This window comes from Listeria sp. ILCC792 (genome assembly GCF_900186135.1).
GTDB lineage: Bacteria > Bacillota > Bacilli > Lactobacillales > Listeriaceae > Listeria > Listeria goaensis.
Window position 1 is genome coordinate 37,725 of the sequence record NZ_FYBO01000009.1, and the last position, 22,092, is coordinate 59,816.

Annotated in this window: 21 protein-coding genes; 16 read left to right on the forward strand and 5 right to left on the reverse strand. The window is 39.3% G+C overall.

The window, feature by feature from the left end; translation table 11 throughout:
• Positions 1-10: 10 nt before the first annotated feature.
• Genes CFS60_RS10115 through CFS60_RS10150 form a run of 8 tightly spaced genes read left to right on the forward strand, consistent with a single transcriptional unit; the run spans position 11 to position 7,850 of the window.
• On the forward strand, positions 11-664 hold the full coding sequence (locus CFS60_RS10115) for a sugar transferase (RefSeq protein ID WP_088810807.1): 654 nt from the start codon (positions 11-13) through the stop codon (positions 662-664).
• Between the two features lie 3 nt (positions 665-667).
• Positions 668-2,122: a polysaccharide biosynthesis C-terminal domain-containing protein gene (locus CFS60_RS10120; protein WP_088810806.1), complete on the forward strand. Its 1,455-nt coding sequence runs from the start codon at positions 668-670 to the stop codon at positions 2,120-2,122.
• A gap of 1 nt (position 2,123) precedes the next feature.
• Positions 2,124-2,942 carry a hypothetical protein gene (locus CFS60_RS10125; protein WP_088810805.1) on the forward strand — a complete coding sequence of 273 codons (819 nt, stop codon included), beginning with the start codon at positions 2,124-2,126 and terminating at the stop codon, positions 2,940-2,942.
• Between the two features lies 1 nt (position 2,943).
• On the forward strand, positions 2,944-4,284 hold the full coding sequence (locus CFS60_RS10130) for a nucleotide sugar dehydrogenase (protein ID WP_088810804.1): 1,341 nt from the start codon (positions 2,944-2,946) through the stop codon (positions 4,282-4,284).
• Positions 4,274-5,467: a glycosyltransferase gene (locus tag CFS60_RS10135; protein ID WP_088810803.1), complete on the forward strand. Its 1,194-nt coding sequence runs from the start codon at positions 4,274-4,276 to the stop codon at positions 5,465-5,467. The genes CFS60_RS10130 and CFS60_RS10135 overlap by 11 nt, the downstream gene beginning before the upstream one ends.
• 16 nt (positions 5,468-5,483) lie before the next feature.
• Positions 5,484-5,726 carry a helix-turn-helix domain-containing protein gene (locus tag CFS60_RS10140; RefSeq protein ID WP_240310386.1) on the forward strand — a complete coding sequence of 81 codons (243 nt, stop codon included), beginning with the start codon at positions 5,484-5,486 and terminating at the stop codon, positions 5,724-5,726.
• 16 nt (positions 5,727-5,742) lie between these two features.
• Complete coding sequence (locus CFS60_RS10145; protein ID WP_088810802.1) at positions 5,743-6,696, forward strand: NAD-dependent epimerase/dehydratase family protein; 954 nt, start codon at positions 5,743-5,745, stop codon at positions 6,694-6,696.
• A 50-nt stretch (positions 6,697-6,746) separates the two neighbouring features.
• Positions 6,747-7,850 carry an acyltransferase gene (locus CFS60_RS10150; RefSeq protein WP_159457906.1) on the forward strand — a complete coding sequence of 368 codons (1,104 nt, stop codon included), beginning with the start codon at positions 6,747-6,749 and terminating at the stop codon, positions 7,848-7,850.
• A gap of 77 nt (positions 7,851-7,927) precedes the next feature.
• On the opposite strand, the gene CFS60_RS10155 is transcribed toward CFS60_RS10150, so the two are convergent.
• Together CFS60_RS10155 and CFS60_RS10160 are read right to left on the reverse strand one after the other, a co-directional pair.
• Positions 7,928-9,436, reverse strand: coding sequence for an IMP dehydrogenase (locus CFS60_RS10155; RefSeq protein ID WP_088810800.1), 1,509 nt, complete (start codon positions 9,434-9,436; stop codon positions 7,928-7,930).
• Positions 9,437-9,591: 155 nt separating this feature from the next.
• Entirely contained in the window at positions 9,592-11,238 is a 1,647-nt protein-coding gene (locus CFS60_RS10160; protein ID WP_088810799.1) for a peptide ABC transporter substrate-binding protein, read from the reverse strand.
• Between the two features lie 142 nt (positions 11,239-11,380).
• Between CFS60_RS10160 and CFS60_RS10165 the strand changes: the two genes are divergently transcribed.
• The gene (locus CFS60_RS10165; protein WP_088810798.1) at positions 11,381-13,720 is read left to right on the forward strand and encodes an ATP-dependent DNA helicase; all 2,340 of its coding nucleotides are present in this window, start codon (positions 11,381-11,383) and stop codon (positions 13,718-13,720) included.
• Positions 13,713-14,516 (forward strand): sugar-phosphatase, encoded by an 804-nt coding sequence (yidA, locus tag CFS60_RS10170; protein ID WP_088810797.1) that lies wholly within the window; start codon positions 13,713-13,715, stop codon positions 14,514-14,516. The genes CFS60_RS10165 and yidA overlap by 8 nt, the downstream gene beginning before the upstream one ends.
• Positions 14,517-14,539: 23 nt before the next feature.
• On the opposite strand, the gene CFS60_RS10175 is transcribed toward yidA, so the two are convergent.
• Together CFS60_RS10175 and CFS60_RS10180 are read right to left on the reverse strand one after the other, a co-directional pair.
• Positions 14,540-15,850 carry a right-handed parallel beta-helix repeat-containing protein gene (locus CFS60_RS10175; protein ID WP_088810796.1) on the reverse strand — a complete coding sequence of 437 codons (1,311 nt, stop codon included), beginning with the start codon at positions 15,848-15,850 and terminating at the stop codon, positions 14,540-14,542.
• Between the two features lie 197 nt (positions 15,851-16,047).
• A complete protein-coding gene (locus tag CFS60_RS10180) occupies positions 16,048-16,878 on the reverse strand; it encodes an STAS domain-containing protein (protein ID WP_088839210.1) in 831 nt (276 codons plus the stop codon).
• Between the two features lie 175 nt (positions 16,879-17,053).
• Between CFS60_RS10180 and holB the strand changes: the two genes are divergently transcribed.
• From holB to rsmI, 6 genes are read left to right on the forward strand one after another with little or no spacing between them, the layout of a single operon-like run.
• Complete coding sequence (holB, locus tag CFS60_RS10185; RefSeq protein ID WP_088825833.1) at positions 17,054-18,058, forward strand: DNA polymerase III subunit delta'; 1,005 nt, start codon at positions 17,054-17,056, stop codon at positions 18,056-18,058.
• Positions 18,051-18,875, forward strand: a complete 825-nt coding sequence (locus CFS60_RS10190; RefSeq protein WP_088810793.1) for a stage 0 sporulation family protein — start codon at positions 18,051-18,053, stop codon at positions 18,873-18,875. The genes holB and CFS60_RS10190 overlap by 8 nt, the downstream gene beginning before the upstream one ends.
• A 10-nt stretch (positions 18,876-18,885) precedes the next feature.
• Positions 18,886-19,260, forward strand: a complete 375-nt coding sequence (locus CFS60_RS10195; RefSeq protein ID WP_088810792.1) for an initiation control protein YabA — start codon at positions 18,886-18,888, stop codon at positions 19,258-19,260.
• Positions 19,261-19,306: 46 nt separating this feature from the next.
• Positions 19,307-20,056 carry a tRNA1(Val) (adenine(37)-N6)-methyltransferase gene (locus tag CFS60_RS10200; RefSeq protein WP_088810791.1) on the forward strand — a complete coding sequence of 250 codons (750 nt, stop codon included), beginning with the start codon at positions 19,307-19,309 and terminating at the stop codon, positions 20,054-20,056.
• Positions 20,040-20,324, forward strand: coding sequence for a GIY-YIG nuclease family protein (locus tag CFS60_RS10205; protein WP_088810790.1), 285 nt, complete (start codon positions 20,040-20,042; stop codon positions 20,322-20,324). The genes CFS60_RS10200 and CFS60_RS10205 overlap by 17 nt, the downstream gene beginning before the upstream one ends.
• Positions 20,302-21,186 (forward strand): 16S rRNA (cytidine(1402)-2'-O)-methyltransferase, encoded by an 885-nt coding sequence (gene rsmI / locus CFS60_RS10210; RefSeq protein ID WP_088810789.1) that lies wholly within the window; start codon positions 20,302-20,304, stop codon positions 21,184-21,186. The genes CFS60_RS10205 and rsmI overlap by 23 nt, the downstream gene beginning before the upstream one ends.
• Positions 21,187-21,284: 98 nt before the next feature.
• On the opposite strand, the gene CFS60_RS10215 is transcribed toward rsmI, so the two are convergent.
• A complete protein-coding gene (locus tag CFS60_RS10215; RefSeq protein ID WP_088810788.1) occupies positions 21,285-22,091 on the reverse strand; it encodes a hypothetical protein in 807 nt (268 codons plus the stop codon).
• Between the last annotated feature and the right edge of the window lies 1 nt (position 22,092).

Here is a 22,092-nt window from a genome sequence, read left to right on the forward strand (position 1 = left end):
AAGGGATTTCATGGCATATAAAACAGTTGAGCACTTAAGTAATTTAAAACAAAAAGAAAAAAGATTATTAGATGTATGCTTGTCACTTATTGGGCTTATAGTCTTATCACCGTTTTTCTTATTTACTGCCATACTTGTAAAATTTGATTCACCAAAAGAGAAGGTGATTTTTACTCAAACTCGAGCAGGTAAATTTGAACAACCATTTCAAATCTATAAATTCCGCTCTATGCGTAGCGATGCTATAGTTAGCCCTAAACAGAGCACTATTTATGATTGGGAGAACGGGGTTCCAGATGACTTTGTTTTTAAGTCTATTTCAGGAGATCAACCTAATGTTTCTAAAATAGGTGCGTTCATTCGTAAATTTAGTTTAGATGAACTTCCACAACTCTGGAATGTTCTAAGAGGTGAGATGAGCATAGTGGGACCAAGACCCGAAATATTGGATATAACGAAATGCTATTCTCCTAGTCAAAAGAAAAGGCTAGCAGTACAGCCAGGAATAACGGGATGGGCTCAAGTCAACGGACGCAGCAATATGAATCATGGTCAAAAGATGAAGTTAGATTATTATTATGTAGAAAAATTTAGTATGAAGCTGGATTTATTGATTATTTTTCTCACCATAAAACAGGTTCTAATTGGTAAGGACGCAGTATAAAAAATGAATAAAAAAATAACCGTTAATTATATTTTCGTTTTGCTTTATCAAACGTTACTCATTATTACACCCATATTTACCATGCCCTATGTTATCCGAGTATTACAACCAGAAAATATAGGTATAGAAGCTTATGTAGGTTCAGTAGTGCAGCTTTTTATTGCGTTTGCTTCGCTAGGCATTGGTGACTATGGAAGGAAAGAAATTGCCGCCGTTATAGATAAACGTAACCTGAAAACAGAATTTTTCAGTTTATACACAATACAATTTGTGTTTTCAACATTAGTACTAGTTGTTTATCTGGTCTTTGCGTTTTTAAGTACAAGCTATACACAATTATTTTTGATAAACAGTCTAACGATTCTGGCGTATGTATTAGATGTGACATGGTTCTTTACGGGGCAAGAAAATATGAAAAACATTATGATTCGTAATATGGTTGTCCGCATTGTGTCGATTATAGGAATTTTTATGCTAGTGAAAGAACCAGACGATTTATCAATATATATTCTTATCAATGCTTTATCTTTATTGCTGGGACAATTAGTTACGTGGATTCCACTTTTAAAACAATTACGAGGTTTCAGTATTAGCTTTCAATTAGTAAAAAAACATATTTTTCCTATATTAATTTTTGCTGTTGTTCCAATTCTAACACTCATTCCGACAGCGTTAAATAAAGTTATTCTAGGTAATGTTGCCGCTGAAGTAGATGTAGGGTTTTACAACCAATCATTCAAGCTAATTACGTTGTTCGTTGTCTTTGTAACAGCTCTTTCAACTGTAATGAGCCCGCGAATGGTTAAACAATACAATTCTAGGAGCAGAGAAAGCTTTGAAAGTTCATTTTATTTTTCTGTTCAATATGTGTCATTCAGTACTTTACCTATCGTAACAGGATTAATTGCGATAGCCCCGTCCTTTATACCTTGGTTTTTAGGTCAAGATTTTCAGGCCTCAGTCATTAATTTACAAATACTAGCTCCGAGTTTATTCTTTTCTGGCTTGGCAGGGGTTTTTGGGATTCAAGTACTTATCACTTCGGGGAAAAATAAAGCCTATACGAGTTCCGTATTAATTGCTTCTGTGTGCAGCTTTATCACGAACCTTATTTTGATTCCTCACTTGAAAAGCATAGGAACATCTATTGCTTATCTTATATTTACAATGGTGTTGTGTATACTACAGGCTTATTTTGCTAGATCATTTTTCGATGTAAAACAGACAATCAAGAAAATGAGGCCGTATGTATTGGCAAGTGGAGTTGCGTTTTTAGGAGAGATAGCCATTTCGTACTTCCGAATAGGATTAATGTATACAATGGTTTTGCAAGTTGTTGTAGGCATAGTTGTTTATGGTGCATTTTTAATTTTAAAGAAAGATTCCTTTGTTGAAAAGATAAAGCAAATTATTGTTGCGAGACAAGGAATGCGTCGATACAAAAGAAAGGAGTCTTAATATGTTTAATTTTAATAGTATCCAAAACATGCATAATCTTTTAAGGAAGAAAGAAGAACTGCTACAGGAAATATCTGGAGAAAAGATTGTTGTAGCTGGTGGAAGCAGTGTTTTATATAGTTTCAACACAGATGAAATTACTGAGGTTCTTGGGAAAGAAGTTATCAATTTTGGAGTTAATGTTGGGCTAGGATTTTCATATTTAGCCGAGTACATGGAGAAACATTTAAAAGAAGGAGATAGAGTGATTTTACCACTTGAGTTCAATCAATATACAAACCCTCCATATTATGTTTTTGGTTTCGGTATTGATATGTTTCTAGAAAAACAAATCCGTAGAAGACGAAAAAGATACAAGCAGAAATGGAAATTATTTTTACTATCTTTAAAACATGCATATAGTTCTTCAAATCCTGAAAAGATGGCTCGTCGAAAGCAAGCGAAATTTGGCAGAACAGGATGCTATCTAGAGTTAGATTCACAAATTTGTGAACCAGATAAGAAAAAACAAATTGCTTTTCCGAGCCACTATACCAGAACTGCAGCTATAGATGAAATTTTAAAGTTTATTGAAAGAATGGAAAAAAATAAAGTGAGTGTAACAATTCTGCCACCTGCTTTCTTCGCAAATGAAATTAATGAGAGCTATTTAGAACAACTCTATACGGAATTTAAAATATATTTACCAACAGGATTTAATTTTGAACTATTTCGTTTAGAGAAAGAAGAGGTATATGACTCGGTGTACCATGCTAATTCCAAAGGACAAAAGAGAGTAACAAACGCTTTAATTCACTTATTGGGAAAGGAACTAAAATGATATGTTATCCATTTTAAAAGAAAAATTTTTAAGTAAAGATGCAAAAGTTGCCATCGTGGGGCTTGGTTATGTGGGATTGCCACTTGCAATGGCTTTCTCTAGGAAAGGCTTCCAAACAATTGGGTTTGACATTAGCGAAAACAAAATTAATACCTTGCAAAAAGGTGAGTCTGATATTGCAGATATCAGTGATGAGGTGCTTAGAAAAGAATTGGCAAGCAATTTTAGTGTGACAAATGATGCCATAGCAATTAGTGCCGCGGATGCCATCATCATCTGTGTTCCTACGCCATTAACTGAAACAATGGAACCAGATATGAGTTACATTACAAATTCAATGGAAATTATTAAAGCACATGCCAAAAAAGGAGTCTTAGTATCGCTTGAAAGCACAACTTATCCAGGAACCACAAGAGAATTTATTTGCAAAACAATGGTAGATTGCGGCTTTGTTTTGGGAAAAGACTTCTTCGCTAGTTATTCCCCTGAACGTGTTGATCCAGGTAATAAAAAATATGACACATTAAACACACCTAAAGTAGTTGGTGGTGTGGACGAACCTTCAAAAGAACTTGGAGAAATCTTATATAGTCAAGTTATTGAGACGGTAGTTCCTGTTAACTCAGCGGAAGTTGCTGAAATGAGTAAGCTTCTTGAGAATACTTTCCGAAGTATCAATATTGCTTTTATTAATGAAATGGCTCTCTTAGCTGAAAAAATGGATATAGATATTTGGGAAACAATTGAGGCAGCTAGCAGTAAACCATTTGGTTTCATGAAGTTTACTCCTGGTCCTGGTATTGGAGGACATTGTATCCCTCTTGATCCTATGTATTTATCTTGGAAGGCTAAATCAAAAAATTTCTATAGTCGTTTTATCGAATTAGCTCATGAGACAAACCATCTAATGCCTGAAAAAATGGTAGAGCATGCTGCTGTTGCTTTAAATAAACACCAAAAAGCTATTAATGGGTCACGTATATTACTTGTTGGTATGGCTTACAAGGAAAATAGTAATGATTTGCGTGAATCTCCTGGATTGCATATTTACGAGGAGTTAAAAAAACAAGGTGCTCAAGTAGACTTTTGTGATCCTGAAGCGCCAGCTTTTCAAGATGTAAATGGAGACATCAAACATTCAATTAACCTAGAATATGGCACTTTTAATAACTACGATTTGGTTGTCTTATTAACCGGGCATAACATTTTTGATATGGAAGCCATTGGACAAAACAGTAGATTAATATTAGATACGAAGAATCTATTGAAAGATGGATTCGAAAATAAGAAAGTATCTTATGGAAAAATGGAAGAAAGAAAGTATTTGACCTATGAAAAATAAAAAGGTGCTGTTTTTTGTCACTGAATTTCCAACGTTATCAGAAACCTTTATTTTAAATCAAATAACAGGAGCAATTGATTTAGGCTGTGAGGTGCAAATTTTAGCCCTGAAACAGGGGAACATAGAGAAAGTGCATGCTGATGTCCAGAATTATAAATTACTAGAAAAAGTGACGTATTTGAATATTCCGAGCTCCAAAAAGGAACGGTTGAAACTAACTTTAAAAGGGATATTTACTAAACCTGCCATTGCTTTAAAAGGTTTAAACCGAAAAAGATACGGTAAAATTGTTTGGACGCTCGCACCGACTATATGCATGCAAAAAGTTCGTGCTTCAGCAGACTTAATTGTGTCCCATTACGGGAACGTCGGACTCATTGCGAGTATATTGCAAGACACCGGTTTTTTGAAGGGAGAGCAGGTGACGTTTTTCCATGGCTACGATTTAACCCGTACAATAAATCAAAAAGGTAAACAGTATTATAAATTCTTGTTCAAAACAAATACAAAATTATTACCCATAAGCATTTACTGGCGGCAACAGCTAATTAAGTTGGGCGCAAATAAAGAAAAAATTCAAGTACATCATATGGGAATTGATACTAAAACATTTGATTTTTATCCAGCAGTAGAAACTTATTCGGATGTTCGTTTGTTAATTGTTGCACGCCTTACACCTAAGAAAGGTATAGCAGATGCTATTAAAACAGTAAAAATTTTAAAAGCAAAAGGTATGGATGTTGTACTGAATATTTTAGGAGATGGCGATGAACGATTTGTATTAAAAGAGTTAGCTGAGAAATTAGATGTTATGGAGAATGTTAGATTTCATGGATTTAAGGAACAAAAGGCGGTCAAAGAGATGTTCATGCACAGTGATATTTTTCTTTTACCAAGCATTACAGCACCTGATGGCGATATGGAAGGGATACCTGTTTCGTTAATGGAAGCGATGGCACAGGGTAAACCAGTCATTTCAACAGTTCATAGCGGAATACCGGAACTCATTGATGATAAGAAATCAGGGTTCTTAGTTCCTGAAAATAGTCCTGAAGAAATTGCGAATGCTATTATTTGCTACACTGAACTTGATGAGCAAAAGAAATTAGATATGCTTACTGAGGCAAGAAAAAAAGTTGAAACTGAATTTAATATTCACATGTTAAATGAAAAACTATTTTAAAAATATGAGGTGGAAAATGGATAATTTATCACAGAAAGAGCAATTAGATATTTTAAACCAATACTTCCTATCAACCGCTGAAGCGATGGAGATATTAGCTATATCTAGACAAAGTTTTTATTCGCTTATAAATAGAAATAAAATTACAAAGATAAAAAAAGGTGGGGCAGTATTGTTTTTTAGAGATGAAATTTTAGGGAGAGCTGAGAATCAAGTTATACTCAGGAAAAAATATCGCCCTTATGACCGTAAATATTAATCAAGGAGGAGTTATTATGCAAAACACTATCTTAGTAACAGGTGGAGCAGGATTTATTGGAAGCCATTTAGTTCAAGAGTTAGTTAAAGAAAACAAAGTTGTTGTAGTGGATAATTTAAGCACAGGAAAGCTCGAAAATTTACCAAGTGAAGCTGTTTTTTGGGAAGGGGACGTATGTGATCTTCAGACTATCGAAATCTTATTTGAACAATACACTTTTGACTATGTCTATCATCTAGCTGCTATTGCAAGTGTGGCAGAAACAGTCAATCGTCCAATATCTTCTCATTATGTTAATACAGACAGTACAATTTTCTTATTAGAAGCATGTCGAAATCAAGAGGAACCAATCAAAAAATTTGTATTTGCCTCTTCGGCAGCAGTGTACGGGGCAGAACCTACTTTACCTAAAACAGAAACATCGGCCATTGATCCATTAACACCATATGGCATAGATAAATATAGTTCGGAAAAATATGCCGTATCGTATGGGAAATTATTCAATCTCAATGTATCTGTAGCTAGATTCTTTAATGTCTATGGTCCTAGGCAAAATCCAAGCTCCCCTTATTCAGGTGTATTATCTATAATGGCGAATACAGCTATGCAACTAAAAGAAGGAGTGAAGACGAATTTTAATGTATATGGAGACGGGGAACAAGTTAGAGATTTTGTTTATGTAAAAGATGTTGTACAAGGGTTGAGACTTCTTGGGGAGAAAGAAAGTAGTAATGGTGAAGTATTCAATATTGCTTCTGGCGAAAAATATACATTAAATGAAGTTTTAGAAGTGTTTGAGAAACTGATTCATGTTGAAATTCCAAGAGAATATTATCCTGCTAGAAATGGTGATATTAAGTACTCTTTTGCCACGATTGCCAAGATTAAAACTTTAGGGTATGTACCTAAGTTCAGTATTCTACAAGGTTTGGAAGCATACTTGGATACAGAATTAAGTGTCTTAGTGTAATTAATCAGAAATGAGAATATCTTAAAAGCAATCAAATGGAGGAGAAATTTTTGAAGAAACATATATATTTTCTTGATTCTTTGAGGGGAATAGCAGCAGTAACAGTTGTCTTAGCACATTTTGCAGAAACCTATAGTACAAATCCGATTTTCAAAGAATTATTTGAACCGCTTGGAAGGAGTGCGGTGATTCTATTTTTTGTCTTAAGTGGAATCGCATTAAGTTTAAGTTTAGAAAAAATGAATGAGCTAAGATTTAGGACTTATTTTTCATATCTAATCAAACGATTTTGTAGAATTTACATCCCGTTTTTTGTCATTATTTTATTAGCAGAGGTTATTTTTGCAATCCTTCAACCAGAAGGGATTAGTGGTCTATCGGCTTGGTTCAATAATGTTGGGAGCCGGTACAATGATATGCATACAGTAGTTTCCAACTTATTGATGCTGGGACAAGATGTGGATAAAATTGATCCAGTTATTTGGTCGCTTATCATTGAGTTGCGAATTTCTATTATTTTTCCAGTGCTATACATTTTTGTGAAGAGAAATAATATTTATGTATCAATGGTGGCACTATTTGCCTCATTCTTTATAGGGCTAGCTCTTCTCATGTTGCTAAATTCTAAATTATTAATTGGAGCGACGGTATTTAATGTAGGATTCTTTATTGCTGGAATTTTATTAAGCTTACATTGGCAAAATATAATGGCGTTTAGTGCAAGAGTTAAAATTTTTCTTTTGAGTTTAGCAATAATCCTCTACTTGCATGTTAGCATATTTAATTTGCTCGGGGTTACACAGAAACAGGCTATTTCTGATGTTGTGATAGGAGTTGCTTGCGTTACAATTTTACTTCTATGTTATCAAACGGAGAGGGCGCAAAAGTATCTGGAGAACAAAGTCTTTTTATGGTTAGGAAAAATATCGTTTAGTGTATATCTAGTACATTGTGTAGTGTTCATACCAGCTATCTATATATTGACTTCTTTCGGAGTATCAATAGGGTTCATACAATTAATTAGCGTGCCATTTATTCTAGGAGTGGCGACTATTTATTATCAGCTTATTGAAAAGCAGTCCATTCATATAGGACGTTATTTGAGTAACAATCTGAAATCAGGTAAAGAAGAATATGTAGTTCATAATGGATAGCAAAAAAGGCAGCTTTGAGTGATATGCCCGCTAAGATTAGACTCTTAGGGGCATATCATTCGTAAGCAATGCCTTTTTTACTGCATCAAATTATTCGTTGCGTCTTTCACGACAACGTCATGGGCGCCGCCTTCTACGATGGAAGTCGCCGAAACGAGCGTGATTTTAGCTTTTTGCTGAAGTTCGGGAATGTTTAGGGCGCCGCAATTGCACATGGTTGAGCGGACTTTGTTCAAGCTGATTTCCACGTTGTCTTTTAGCGAGCCGGCATACGGCACGTAGGAGTCTACGCCTTCTTCAAAGGACAATTTTTTGTCGCCACCCATGTCATAACGTTGCCAGTTGCGCGCGCGGTTAGCGCCTTCGCCCCAGTATTCTTTCATGTAGGTGCCGTTTAAATTGACTTTGTTAGTTGGGCTTTCGTCAAAACGAGAGAAGTAGCGGCCTAGCATGATGAAGTCGGCACCCATCGCGAGCGCGAGCGTCATGTGGTAATCGTAAACGATGCCGCCGTCAGAACAAATCGGAATGTAAATGCCGGTTTCCTCGAAATATTCGTCGCGCGCTTTGGCTACATCGATTACCGCGGTTGCTTGGCCGCGGCCAATGCCTTTTTGTTCGCGCGTAATGCAGATGGAGCCGCCGCCCACACCGACTTTGACAAAATCGGCGCCAGCTTCTGCGAGAAATCTGAAGCCGTCACGGTCAACGACATTTCCAGCGCCCACTTTTACGGAATCGCCGTATTTGTCGCGGATAAAATCAAGCGTCAGTTTTTGCCATTCGGAGAAACCTTCCGAAGAATCGATACATAAAATGTCGGCGCCAGCTTCTACTAGAGCGGGCACTCTTTCCTCATAGTCGCGCGTATTAATCCCCGCACCGACCACATAACGCTTGTTTTCATCCAAAAGTTCTAGTGTATTTTCTTTGTTCGAGTCATAATCTTTGCGGAAAACGAAGTAGGCGAGGTGATTCGTTTCATCTACGAGTGGAAGGGCGTTCAGCTTGTTATCCCAAATGATGTTGTTTGCTTCTTTCAAACTCGTCGTGTGGCTTGCCGTAATTAATTTTTCAAACGGCGTCATGAAATCGCGTACGAGCTCCGTTTTGTCCATGCGCGTTACGCGGTAATCGCGGCTTGTGACAACGCCTAGTAGCTTCCCGTGAGCGGTGCCATCTTCTGTGACCGCCATCGTGGAGTGACCGCTTGCTTCTTTCAAATCCAAAACGTCCTGTAAAGTTTGGTCAGGGCGAATATTCGAATCGCTAATGACAAAACCAGCTTTGTGATTTTTGACGCGCGATACCATGCGAGCCTCACTTTCAATGGATTGTGAACCGTATATAAACGAAACGCCACCTTCTTTAGCGAGAGCAATCCCCATGTTGTCGTCTGAAACAGCTTGCATGATTGCCGAAACGAGCGGAATATTCATCGTAATCGCAGAAGTTTCTCCGCGCTTGAATTTCACAATCGGAGTCTTCAAACTCACTTCTTTCGGCACACACTCCTTAGAGGAATAGCCAGGGACAAGCAAAAATTCACTAAATGTACGAGATGGTTCGTTAAAATAAAATGCCAATGCGAACACTCCTTTAAATGATATTATAAAATACTTTAATTATTTCAAGAAGTGGGTGGAAAGTCAACGCCTAAAATAGATTTAATCAAAATGAAATGTTTTTTCCAATTGTTCGCGCAGAAAATTAAAAGAAATGCCCGCTCGGGGCATTTCTTTTAATTTGCCACTTTCACGAATTTATAACTATACGGTGATCCGAAAGCGTGTTTTTGAACGCCAGTAATCTTTTTGTTTTGCAAAACCGCCGTTTGATGTTGATAAAGAGGGAGAATGGCCGCGTCCTCGTCTAAAAGTACTTTCTCCGAAGCCACAAAAGCATTCCAGCGTTTTAACGGTTCATTCGCCAGTTCCGCATCCGTCGAACGCACAAGTTTATCATATTTCTCGCTATGGTAACTCATCGAATTGTTGTAGTAATCCGATAAAAACAAACTGCTGTACGTCCATGGGTCTTTAAAATCGGGCATCCAAGCGGCTAGAGATAAATCGTAATCGCCTGTACGCGTGAGTTCTGACGCAGCTTTTGCTGGCATCGTTTTCACTTGAATCGTAAGACCAGGCAGGCTCGTTTCAAGCTGGTCTTTCAAGAATGCAAAAATCGTTTTTGTTGTATCTTGGTCATCGCCAAGCAGCTCCAGCGTAATTTTATCCGTCCCAAGCTCAGCCTGCGCCTTCTTAAAGTAGGTTTTCGCACTCGCTAGGTCATACACTAAATGGTCTCCGCTATCCGTTCTAAAATCGGCGCCCGTTTCTGGGTTTTGGACAAAATCTTTCGGCATCAAGCCATTTGCAGGGAATGAACCATCACCGAGGACATCATTTGTGAGCAGTTCCTTGTTGATGGCTAGGTTAAGCGCGTGCCGCAAATTGTTATTCGCAAGCGGAGTCGCTTTGCCGTCGCGCTTTTGATTGAGCTTCAAATAGCTAATGAGCGCATCTTTTTCGCTAACAAAATCGTCGCGGTCTTTAAATTGCTTCGCATATTCACCAGAAAGTGGCGCGCGATCAGCGCTATTCGTTTCATACAAATTTACCCCAGCATTAATATCTTTCGCCACATTCACGTGAATTTCATCGACCGCCACGTTTTTCTTATCCCAGTAATGGTCATTTTTCGCGTAAGTCCAGCTTTTGCTCGTGTTTCCGTCCCACTCCTTCATTACAAAAGGCCCGTTGTAGAGCGTATGCGCCGCATCAGTTCCGTATTTATCACCCGTTTTTTCAACAAAAGATTCTTTTTGGGGAAAAAATGTCTCAAATGAGAGCAGTGAAATAAAATAAGGAACCGGCTTTTTAAGCTTTATTTGCAAAGTGTGGTCGTCCACCGCAGTAGCTGCCAGTTCTGTTGGCGCAAGCTTCCCGTCATTGATTTCTGCCGCGTTTAATATCGAGTCTTTAAAAAGCGCGGCGTACCCGGGAGCCGTTTTTGGATCAACTGCGCGCTGCCACGCATAAACAAAATCGCGCGCCGTAATGACTGACCCGTCTGACCATTTCGCATCGTCTTTTAGTTTAATCGTATAAGTCATTTGGTCGTCGCTAATTTCTGGCATTTCAGCTGCCACGCCTGGTACAAAATTATCTTTTTCATCCAATGTATATAAACCTTCAAAAACTTGATTTTGTGCGGTAAAACTCGTAAAGTCTTCTTCGTTTGTCGTATTTAGCGTCAAAAGTTCACTTGTTTCAAGAAAATTGACTTTTTTAGTCGCTGTTTCATTCGCCGAACTATTTCCGCAAGCTGCAAGCACCAAAAATGATAAAATCGAAAAAATGGCAATCCCTTTTTTTATGTGAAGCATGCGTGACCCTCCTATTTTCATATGGTTTATTAATTATAAGTATTCCGACAAGATAAGTCAACATTAGTTTCTTGAAAATGAATTTGTTTTTGTGAGAACATACATTCTATGGTATTCTGTAATAGAGTGAGGGGTGACGATGATGGAAACAGTAAGGATATCTGTTCGAAAGCTTGTTGAATTTCTGTTGAAATCAGGAAGCATTGACAGTCGTGGTATGGGCGCTGAACGCGCACAACTTGGAACAAAAGTACATCAAGAGCTGCAAAACAGTGCGGGCGAAAACTATCAAAAAGAAGTGCCACTTCAAATCGAATATGTGTATCAAGATATCCTTTTTAAAGTTGATGGCCGAGCTGACGGGATTATTGCTGAGTCAACAATTGATGAAATCAAGTCAACCTACACGCCGTTTGGGGAAATTGCAGAAGATGGTCAGGAAGTTCATTGGGCGCAGTTGATATGCTACGGTTATTTTTATGCGAAACAAGAAGAAAAAGCAACTCTCACTTTACAATTAACCTATTATCATTTAGATGAAAAACAAGTAACGCGTTTTGAACGCACGATGAGTTTTGCGGAAATGGAAGCCTTTTTTCAAGATTTAATCGCCGAATACGCGGTTTGGGCGAAACTTCGCCTTGATTTTGAAGCCAAAAGAAACGCTTCGCTACAAAAATTGCAATTTCCTTTTGAAAAATATCGTAAAGGTCAGCGTGAACTTTCCATTGCGGTCTACCGGACAATTAGCAATCAGGATAAATTGTTTTGCGAAGCTCCAACTGGAATTGGTAAAACGATGTCCACTATTTTCCCAACTTTAAAAGCAATGGGCGAGAAAAAGGTGGATAAAATTTTTTATTTAACAGCTAAAACAATTACGCGCCAAGTGGCAGAAGATGCCGTGGAAGGTTTAAGAAGGCAAGACATAAATTTGCGTACTGTCACGATTACAGCAAAAGATAAAATTTGCTTTTTAGATGAACGCCGCTGTGAACCAGCTTTTTGCCAATATGCTAATGGCTATTACAGCCGCGTAAATGATGCCATGATGGACCTCGTGCGAAATGAGCAAACTATTTCCCGGGAAATAATTGAAAAATATGGGCGCAAACATGTCGTTTGCCCGTTTGAATTATCATTAGATATCGCCATCTTTTGTGATATGATTATTTGTGACTACAACTATTTGTTTGATCCAACAGTATATTTAAGACGTTTCTTCTTAGAAAACAAAGGAAACTATGCGTTTTTGATTGATGAGGCACATAATTTAGTGGAACGTGCAAAAACCATGTATTCAGCGGAACTTTCCAAACAGCTCATTTTAAATGTGAAAAAAAGTTTATCCAAATCAGATAAAGCAATTTATACGGCGGTAAACGAATTAAATCGCGATCTCATTCAATTTCGCAAGCTGTGTGATGAAAAAACGCGTATTTTTATTCAAAAAGAACCCGCGACCGAATTTAATCAACATGTCAGTGATTTTGTGGACGCTACTAAAGAATGGCTACCTATGAATGCCGCAGCAAACAATTATGACGAAGTATTAGAATTGTTTTTTGAAGCAACACATTATCTGAAAATGACGGAGTTTTACGCTGAAAATTACAATACACTAATAGAAACTAGCCGAGATACGCGCATTAAGCAAATTTGTATTGATCCCGCAGAAATTTTACGTGGAAAAATGGATTTAGGTGTTGCCAGCATTTTGTTTTCTGGGACGTTAAATCCGTTGGGGTACTACAGTGACGTGCTTGGCGGGGAAGAAGACACAACCAAATTGACGTTTCCATCTCCTTTTTCACCCCAAAAATTAAAAATCATCTCCCCGACATTTGTTCGCACGCGCTACCATGTTCGGGCATCTAGCTACGAGCGGATTGTGGATTGCATCGCGGCGCTTCGTAAGGCAAAAGCAGGGAATTATATGATGTTTTTCCCGTCCTATGCTTATATGGAGGCTGTTTATGAAGCGTTTATCGCGCGCTTTCCTGATGTTGCGGTAATCAAACAAGCCACAAATATGGCTGAAATGGAGCGAGAAACCTTTTTAGCGGAGTTTCAAGAACAGCGCGAAATGCTAGGATTTGCGATATTAGGCGGAATTTTTTCAGAAGGTGTGGATTTAAAAGGCGCGCGTTTAATCGGCGTCGGCGTTGTCGGAGTTGGCCTCGCGCAACCGTCTGAAGAGCAAAACCTCGTGCGAGACTACTACCAAATGAAGTTGAACCAAGGCTTCTATTACGCCTATCAAATCCCCGGATTAAATAAAGTCCTTCAAGCGGCAGGGCGCGTCATTAGAAGTGAAGGGGACAAAGGTGTCGTGCTCCTACTTGATGACCGCTTTCAAGAAGCCAGATACCGAAAGGAATTCCCGGCCCACTGGCAGCATATTTGTTTTGCCACAAATCAAAATCAGTTGGAAAATGAACTAACCCATTTTTGGAAAAAACAGGAGGAAAATCATGATTAAATTAGTCGCAATCGACATTGATGGAACACTTTTAAATGATGAGCATGAAATAACAGAAGGCGTCAAAAAGGCGATTTTAGCTTTACGTGAAAAGAAGGTCAAAGTAGTTTTATGTACAGGTCGCCCGCTTTCCGGAATTGAAAAAAGCCTGAAAGAACTTGATTTGTTCCATTCAGGCGATGTAGCCATTACAATGAATGGCGCTGTTACGCTAGCGACCGAAACGCGTGAAGTCATTGTGGAAACAACACTTGAAAAAGCTGATTTGCAGCGTATCTTTTATTTTTGCGCCCCGTTTCAAGCGCATGTCACCTATTTTGATACGACTAACATGTATGTGCCGCATGAAGAAATTTCGATTTTAACTTGCCAAGATTCGCTACTCCTAAATACGGCACTTTACTACCAACCCGTTGAAAAGGCGGCAAACGACATTCAAATCCCTAAAATTATGTTACTCGACGAACCCGAAAAAATCGTTGAAGTGATGCAAAACTTACCAGCGGAGTTGAAGAACGATTATTATATCGTGCGCAGTGTCCCTTACAACCTCGAATTTCTTCATAAAAATGTTAGTAAAGGCGAGGCACTAAAAGCACTTTCGGCTAAACTTGGTATAGATGCGCGTGAAGTTTTATGTCTCGGCGATGCTGAAAATGATATCACGATGATGGAATTTGCCGGAACCGCTGTAGCGATGGGGAATGCCACACAACATGTTAAGCAATTAGCGACATTCGTTACAAAATCCAACAATGAAGATGGCGTTCGGCACGCACTAGAAAAATTCATTTAAACGCACATTTTGGTTGGTGCAAATCATTTAGTATACTTGTATCTTTTAGGCAATTGCCCTTTAAACGAGGTGGATTTAATCATGAGTTTTTTTATCGGGGTAAAAGTATTGGAGTCTTCACGCAAGAAAATGGATTTCGGTGCAATGCCATTTTTCTGACGTGTAGTGATTGTGTTTTTATAGAAGGTAGCAGAATCAATGGTTGATCTGCCTTTAAACGCGAACAGTTTTTGGTAGGTTGCCAGATTTTGCAGAATGATTTTGTTATTGGTAAACGAAAAAGTTTTCACATTTCCAAAAGGGAACACATCAAAATTGCTCGGTGCGGTGTCAAGATTGAACGAATTATCGCGAATATATAGCCTTGTAACAAGTGCTCGCTCTCGTCCTGGACGCCACGTAATGGCACTAGGGCGACTTTTTTTAGTAGCCAGATTTGTGACAACAGAATTGTAAGCAAAGTCTATTGATTGCACGCTATTGTCAACGGCCAAAAATTTATTCCGAACATTCGTCGCCTGATTACTTTTGATGTTAAACGTGCCGCCTGAAATAACAATGCCCTCATCTGCCGAGTTTAGGAAAACGTTGCTGTAAATGTCTGCTCGTCCAATAGTAAGCAAATAAAGCGCGTTATCAACAATTTGTTCAAAGCGATTTCCCTTTATAAGAAAAGAATTGACACCAGTACTCATCGCAACAACCGCCTGATTAACCTTGTAAAATTTGTTGTTCAAAAGCTTAAATTGATTACTAGAATTGCCTTGAATGGTTACCGAGCGGTTCAAGTCACCATCTCGATTTGAATATTCAAAACCATTGTTAATAAAATTGTTTCGCTCTATCGTTACATTTTTGGAGTTCTCAAGTAAAACCGAACTATCCGTTTTATAATACCCATATTTTTTTGAATAGCCCGTAAATGTATTGTTAGATAAATTTAAGTTTTGGACTTTCGAGAAATAAAGGCTACCTCGACCTCGTTTAGCCAAATCAAACGTAATATTTTTAATCGTAATATTTTGTTTGCCAGTTGCATATGAGATGAGGTAAGGCGTTTTATTTCGTCCCGTCCCGTTAAAATTTGCTTTAATTTCAGAACCAGCAGCATGCCCAATCAAATTCACTTGCACGTTCGTGATGGGCTTGTCCACCGTATACACAGCCTCTTTTTTACTTTTTAAATAAATCGTTCCCGTTTTCCCTGTTATAACAGATTCAAGTGGAATGGTTGACCTCGCGAACGCATTTTTGCTTGGAAATGCCGCAAAAATACAAATCGTCAGAAGACTGACAAGGAAGATCGTGACATAGAAAATCCCATTTTTTCTCACTGAAAGCTCCTCCTTCTTTCGAATTTGAATGTGAACTATCCAACACATTCTTTAAACCATACCCGTTTTTAGGAAAGCTAGTTTAAGCGTTTTTCGAATGAAAGGCGCTGTTTTCAGGCGATTACCGCGATTTAGTAGAGCTTGTAAGGAGGATTTAAGCGAAATGAAAAAACCATGAAACATTTGCTCCATGATTTTTAAACCTTATCTTTTAGAACTTCCTTTAGCGAATGATAGGCAGGAATGTCGACGCTTTGGTTAAGCTGTATCATTTGCTGCGCCATTTTTGGGGTGATGCCTGATAAAACGAGCTCGATGCCAAGTAGTTTTAAAACGCTAGCTAGGTTAAACAGCATTTTGACGAGTGTAGATTCGAAAGTGGTGATGGCCGATAAATCGATGCATAGGTAATCAACATTTAGCTGGCTACAACGCGTTGTTGTGGTTTCCATCAACTGTTCAGCACGTTCATGGTCGACGCGGCCAACTAAAGGTAAGATGGCGATATGGTCGGTAATGGAAATAATCGGCGTGCTAATTTCTGCAATTAAATGTTGTTGCGCGTTTAGGTGTTGCATGATTTGTGTGAAATATAAGTCGGTGAATTGTTCGTTAATCGCATCAAAGGCAAAGTTTATCGATTGAATTGCTTCTGAGTATTGCGCTTTCGAAATCGAATCGGTGGCAATCGCAAATTTTCCCGTCCATTTTAGAAATTGATACCGCAGTTTATCCAAAGTCATAAGCACTTCGGGTAGTGGAACTTCGTTTTCCATGCGACGCTTGTACATGTGGTCGAGCCATTTTGTAAGCGAATTTTCGAATTGGCTTTTATCCGGGTTAAAAAAATCAATAATCAAATTGGCAGTTTGTTTACTATCTGCGCGTAATTCCTCTTTGTAAAGCGGTTCGTACACGAAACTTGTGTACGGTTTTTTCATGGAGTAGATGGAATCAAGCCAGTCGGAAATCATATCAGCAGTGTGCGTGCGCAAAAAATCAGTAATGCCTTTTTGAGATTCTTGCATAGGTGATGCCCCCTTTGAATAGCCGCTTTTCTTCTTCCTTATTCTATTCCGAAAATAGTGTCTTGTCTATCGTATTTGGGAAAAATTTAACTTTTTTTAGGAAAATAAAAAAATCACGCGAATTTTTGTCTGTCATGTTATAATAGGAAAGAATGAACTTGAAAGGGAGTTTTTTGTGGGACTACAAGAGGAATTACGCACTTTGCAGCCTGTTGTTATGGATCTTTTTACGCAATCAGTAGCCTCTAACCGCTTGTCGCATGGCTACTTATTTGCTGGGGCAAGAGGCACTGGAAAAAAACAAATGGCGCTTTGGCTCGCAAAAAGTTTATCTTGTTTAGAGCAGACAAAAGAGTCACTTGTTTGCGGGAAATGTGTCAATTGTACCCGAATCGAAAATCATAACCATCCAGACGTTCACTTTTTAAAACCTGACGGATTAAGCATTAAAATCGACCAAGTTCGTGAGCTGAAAATGGAGCTTACGAAACGAGGTATGGAATCCGACAAGAAAGTACTTATTATTGAAGAAGCCGATAAAATGACGCTTCAATCGGCAAACAGTCTTCTTAAATTTATTGAAGAACCAGAGCCGGGCATGCTCCTTTTATTTTTAACCGAAAATCAAAGCCAAATTTTACCGACAATTGCTTCGCGTTTGCAGCCCGTCCAATTTAAAGAATTGAACTTTAATCAGCTGGTCGAGCGACTTGTTGCTACGGGAATTGCGGAACAGAAAGCACGAATATACGCAAGTTTAACCGGAAGTATCGACGAAGCCATGCACTTTGAAGAAGATGAATTTTTCGCAGATGCAAGAAGTGCCGCCGTAAAATTATATGAAGGTTTGTATCATTCGGGCCCAAATCCACTTATTTTTATTCAGGAAACATGGATGCCGTTATTTAAGGAAAAAGAGAATCTTAAAATCGGGCTAGATTTGTTCATGCTTCTGCTCCGGGATGTGCTACATATGGCGCTTTCTCCGGAATATCAACTGATTTGTGTGGGACAAAAAGACATGCTAAAAAACGATGCACTTAAATTTTCGTTAACGAAAATTACCCGTGATATCGAACTAATTTTGAGTGCTAAAACAAAACTGGATTCAAATATGAATCCGCAACTTTTAATGGAGCAACTTGTATTAAAAGTTCAGGGAGGTCATTCAATTGATTAAAATTGTTGGTGTCAGATTTAAAGACGCTGGTAAAATATACTATTTTTCGCCTGGCGATTTAGACATTGCTGAGGATCAGGGCGTTATTGTAGAAAATGCGCAGGGGATTGAATTTGGGCGCGCCGTCATTGAACCTAGGTTTGTCGACGAAGAAGATGTGGTCTTACCACTTAAAAATGTTGTGCGAATCGCAACGAAGGCAGACTATAAATGCGTAGCAGAAAACCGTGAATCTTGTAGTGAAGCGCTCAGTCTTTGCGCAGAAAAAATTATGGAACACAAAATTGATATGAACCTAGTCGATGTTGATTATACGTTTGACCGAAATAAAATCATTTTTTATTTTACAGCAGAAGGTCGTGTGGATTTCCGTGAGCTCGTGAAAGATCTAGCTTCCGTATTCAGAACACGTATCGAGTTGCGGCAAATTGGTGTGCGAGATGAAGCCAAATTGCTTGGCGGAATCGGACCATGTGGACGCATGCTTTGTTGTTCCACTTTCCTAGGTGATTTCGAACCCGTATCAATTAAAATGGCGAAAGACCAAAATTTATCGCTTAACCCTACAAAAATTTCAGGTTTATGTGGACGCTTAATGTGCTGTTTGAAATATGAAAACGATGAATATGAAGTTGCAAAACGAGAAATGCCAGATGTCGGAACGGTCATCACAACGCCAGAAGGAACTGAAGCGAAAGTAACAGGCATCAACTTGTTACAACGTCTTTTGCAGGTACGCATGCCTGAAGAAGAAACGATTCTTGAATACGCATTAGATGAAATCCGTCCGTTTAACTCATTTCTAGCAAAGTCTTGAGGTGAAAATAATGGAGAAAAAAGCACTTTTTGATTCAGTAAGCAACATGGAAGAACAAATTGGTGAGCTTTATCAACAGCTTGGCGAACTCAAAACGAGCTTAGCCCAAATGATTGAAGAAAATAACCGCCTAGAATTCGAAAATGATCTTTTGCGAAAGCGCCAAGGAGAGTCGAGCGAAAAATTGCAAGACTTACATGAAAAAGGCGTCATGGCAAAAGAACGCAAAGAAGCGATGCAACAAATGATTGAACAAAACGCCGGCCACGAAAATTTAGTGAAGCTTTATAAAGAAGGTTTTCACGTCTGCAACGTTCACTTCGGCAGCCCGCGCGGCAATGACGAAGATTGCTTGTTTTGCCTATCATTATTAAATAAAAAGTAAACATGGCCTTTCTCTCGGAAAACGGGGAGAGGCCTTTTCTAAGGAGATGAAACGATTGTTAAGAGATGACGAACGACTTGATTATTTACTTGCAGAAGAAATGCGGATTATTCAGAGTCCATCTGTCTTTTCGTTTTCTCTTGACGCCGTTTTGCTAGCCCATTTTACATACATTCCCCGAAAAAAAGGCGATATTGTGGACCTTTGCAGCGGAAATGGCATTATTCCTCTCCTTCTTAGCAAGCACACGGAAGTTCCCATCACGGCTGTTGAGATTCAACCACGACTAGCCGACATGGCGCGCCGAAGTGTTTCATACAACCAATTAGCTGCCCAAATTACCATTTTAGAAGCGGATCTTCGTGAGGTCACAAAAACGCTTGGTAAGGAAAAACATCAAATTGTGACATGCAATCCGCCGTATTTCAACACGCCCCCATCTAGCAAGGTGAACGCCAATGAGCACTATAAAATTGCGCGCCATGAAGTCATGTGTACCCTTGAAGACACCGTCCGAGTGAGCGCAGAGCTTCTCAGACAAGGCGGCAAAGCAAGCTTTGTTCACCGTCCTGACCGCCTCGTTGACATCATGGATTTTATGCGCAAATATCGCTTGGAACCAAAGCGCGTGCAATTTGTTCACCCCCACCTAGACCGCGACGCCAATATGGTTCTTGTTGAAGGGATAAAGGATGCGAAATCAGGCGTGCGCTACTTGCCACCCATTTTTGTGCACGAACAAAACGGCGACTACACCCCACTTTTAAAGGAGATTCTATATGGCGAAGGCAAGTGAACATTTTTTTTACGTATTAAAATGTAACGACGACACATTCTACGGCGGCTATACGACTGATGTTTTGCGCCGCGAAGCCGAACATAATGCCGGCATTCGCTGTAAATACACCAAAACGAGGCGTCCCGTCAAGGTTATTCACACGGAGAAATTTTTAACCAGAAGCGAGGCCACCAAAGCGGAAGCTGCGTTTAAAAAGTTGTCGCGGAAGCAGAAGGAAATTTATTTGAAGGAGGGGGAAACGGGTGAAATCACAGAAGAGTTTTGAACGAGAGGCCGGCGCGCTTTATTTGGTCCCGACACCAATTGGCAACTTGGAGGATATGACTTTCCGTGCGATTCGCATGCTTAGTGACGCCGATTTAATTGCTGCGGAGGATACGCGAAACACGATTAAACTGCTTAACCATTTTGATATCCACACAAAAATGGTGAGCTACCATCAATACAGTGAGCTTGGTCGCCAAAATGAACTGGTCAAACAAATTGCAGGCGGCATGAAAATCGCGCTCGTAAGTGACGCCGGAATGCCGTCCATTTCCGATCCCGGCCACGAACTTGTTGCGGCGTGCCTTGCCGAAAATTTGACAGTCATTCCACTCCCCGGAGCAAACGCCGCTTTAACCGCACTCATCGCGTCAGGCCTTGCCCCGCAGCCGTTTTATTTCTATGGTTTCTTGCCGCGACAAAATAAAGAGCGAAAAGAAGCACTCCTTGAACTATCCGAACGCCGCGAAACATGGATTTTATACGAATCCCCACATCGCCTCAAAGAAACGCTCAAAGCGATGGCGAAAATCACGGGTGAATCGCGCAAAATCACGCTCTGTCGCGAACTCACGAAACGCTACGAAGAATTTCTCCGCGGCACAATTTCGGAAGCACTCACTTGGGCTGAAAACGAGAACGTCCGTGGCGAATTTTGTCTAATTATCGAAGGAAACGAAAATCCCACGTCAACAACCGCCGCCTGGTGGACCAACCTAACCATTAAAGCGCACGTTGAAAGTGTGATGGCACAAAATGATCTATCCTCAAAAGAAGCAATTAAAATAGTCATGAAAGAACGCGAACTCCCAAAACGTGAAGTTTACGGGGCGTATCATGAGCTGGATCAAAAGAGTGATTGATATGGACAATTTCAAAAGAGATTAGAAAACTTGCTGTCAAGCAGCAACGGAAAAATCCCCAGCAACTCTTGATTTGCTGGGGATTTGTTTTGTGTTTATCATTCATTGAGTATGGCGTGAAACGTTTTTTCTGCCGAACTTTTTGTTTGAATCACAAGTTTTTCAACATTATTTTCCAGATAAATGACTTCAATGACCCTTCCCGGTTGGATTTGGTCGAGTGCTTCATTAAACACCGTTTTTTCAACAGTAACGAGCTTTGTTGTGTGATCTTTTAGCGCTACTTCCAGGTCTAGAGAAACGGTTACTTTGGCGTCAGACATGCTGTTTAGAGGTCGCATTCCAGTTACTGTAGCATAACTTTTGACACCCTCTCTACCAATTTTAACGGCTTCCGCATCCATGAATCCTTGTTTTATCCCGAATTCTTCAAATAAATGTTGTGTTTCATCTTGTGAAAGCGTTGGGTCGCCATTTTTAGGGAGTCCGACTTTTCGCGCATCATTTGTTACAACTTGGATTGGAGCGCCAATTTGTAAGGCTGCTAATTGTGTCAGGGGAACAATGGTTGTCACCTGTCCTTGGAAATTTTCGCCAGAGCGTTTGACGACATCTAATTGGATTTCGACTTGTGGCTGTTCGTTCACGTAAGTTCCTGTTTGGGTGAAGTTACGAATGATGCCTAATGCGGCTTCCCCGTTTTTCACCTTTGCGCTTTTGAGTCCGAAAAGGGAAAGTAGTGTGGAACAAACGATTAATGCAATACCGCCGTAAATTCCAATTTTGAATAGAGAACTTTCAACGGTGACGCTTAAGTCATCGTTACTCAAAAAGAATATATAAATCATTGTTCCGACAATTGACAGAGATCCAAGTGTTGATAATAAACGAGATAATTTTTTCATT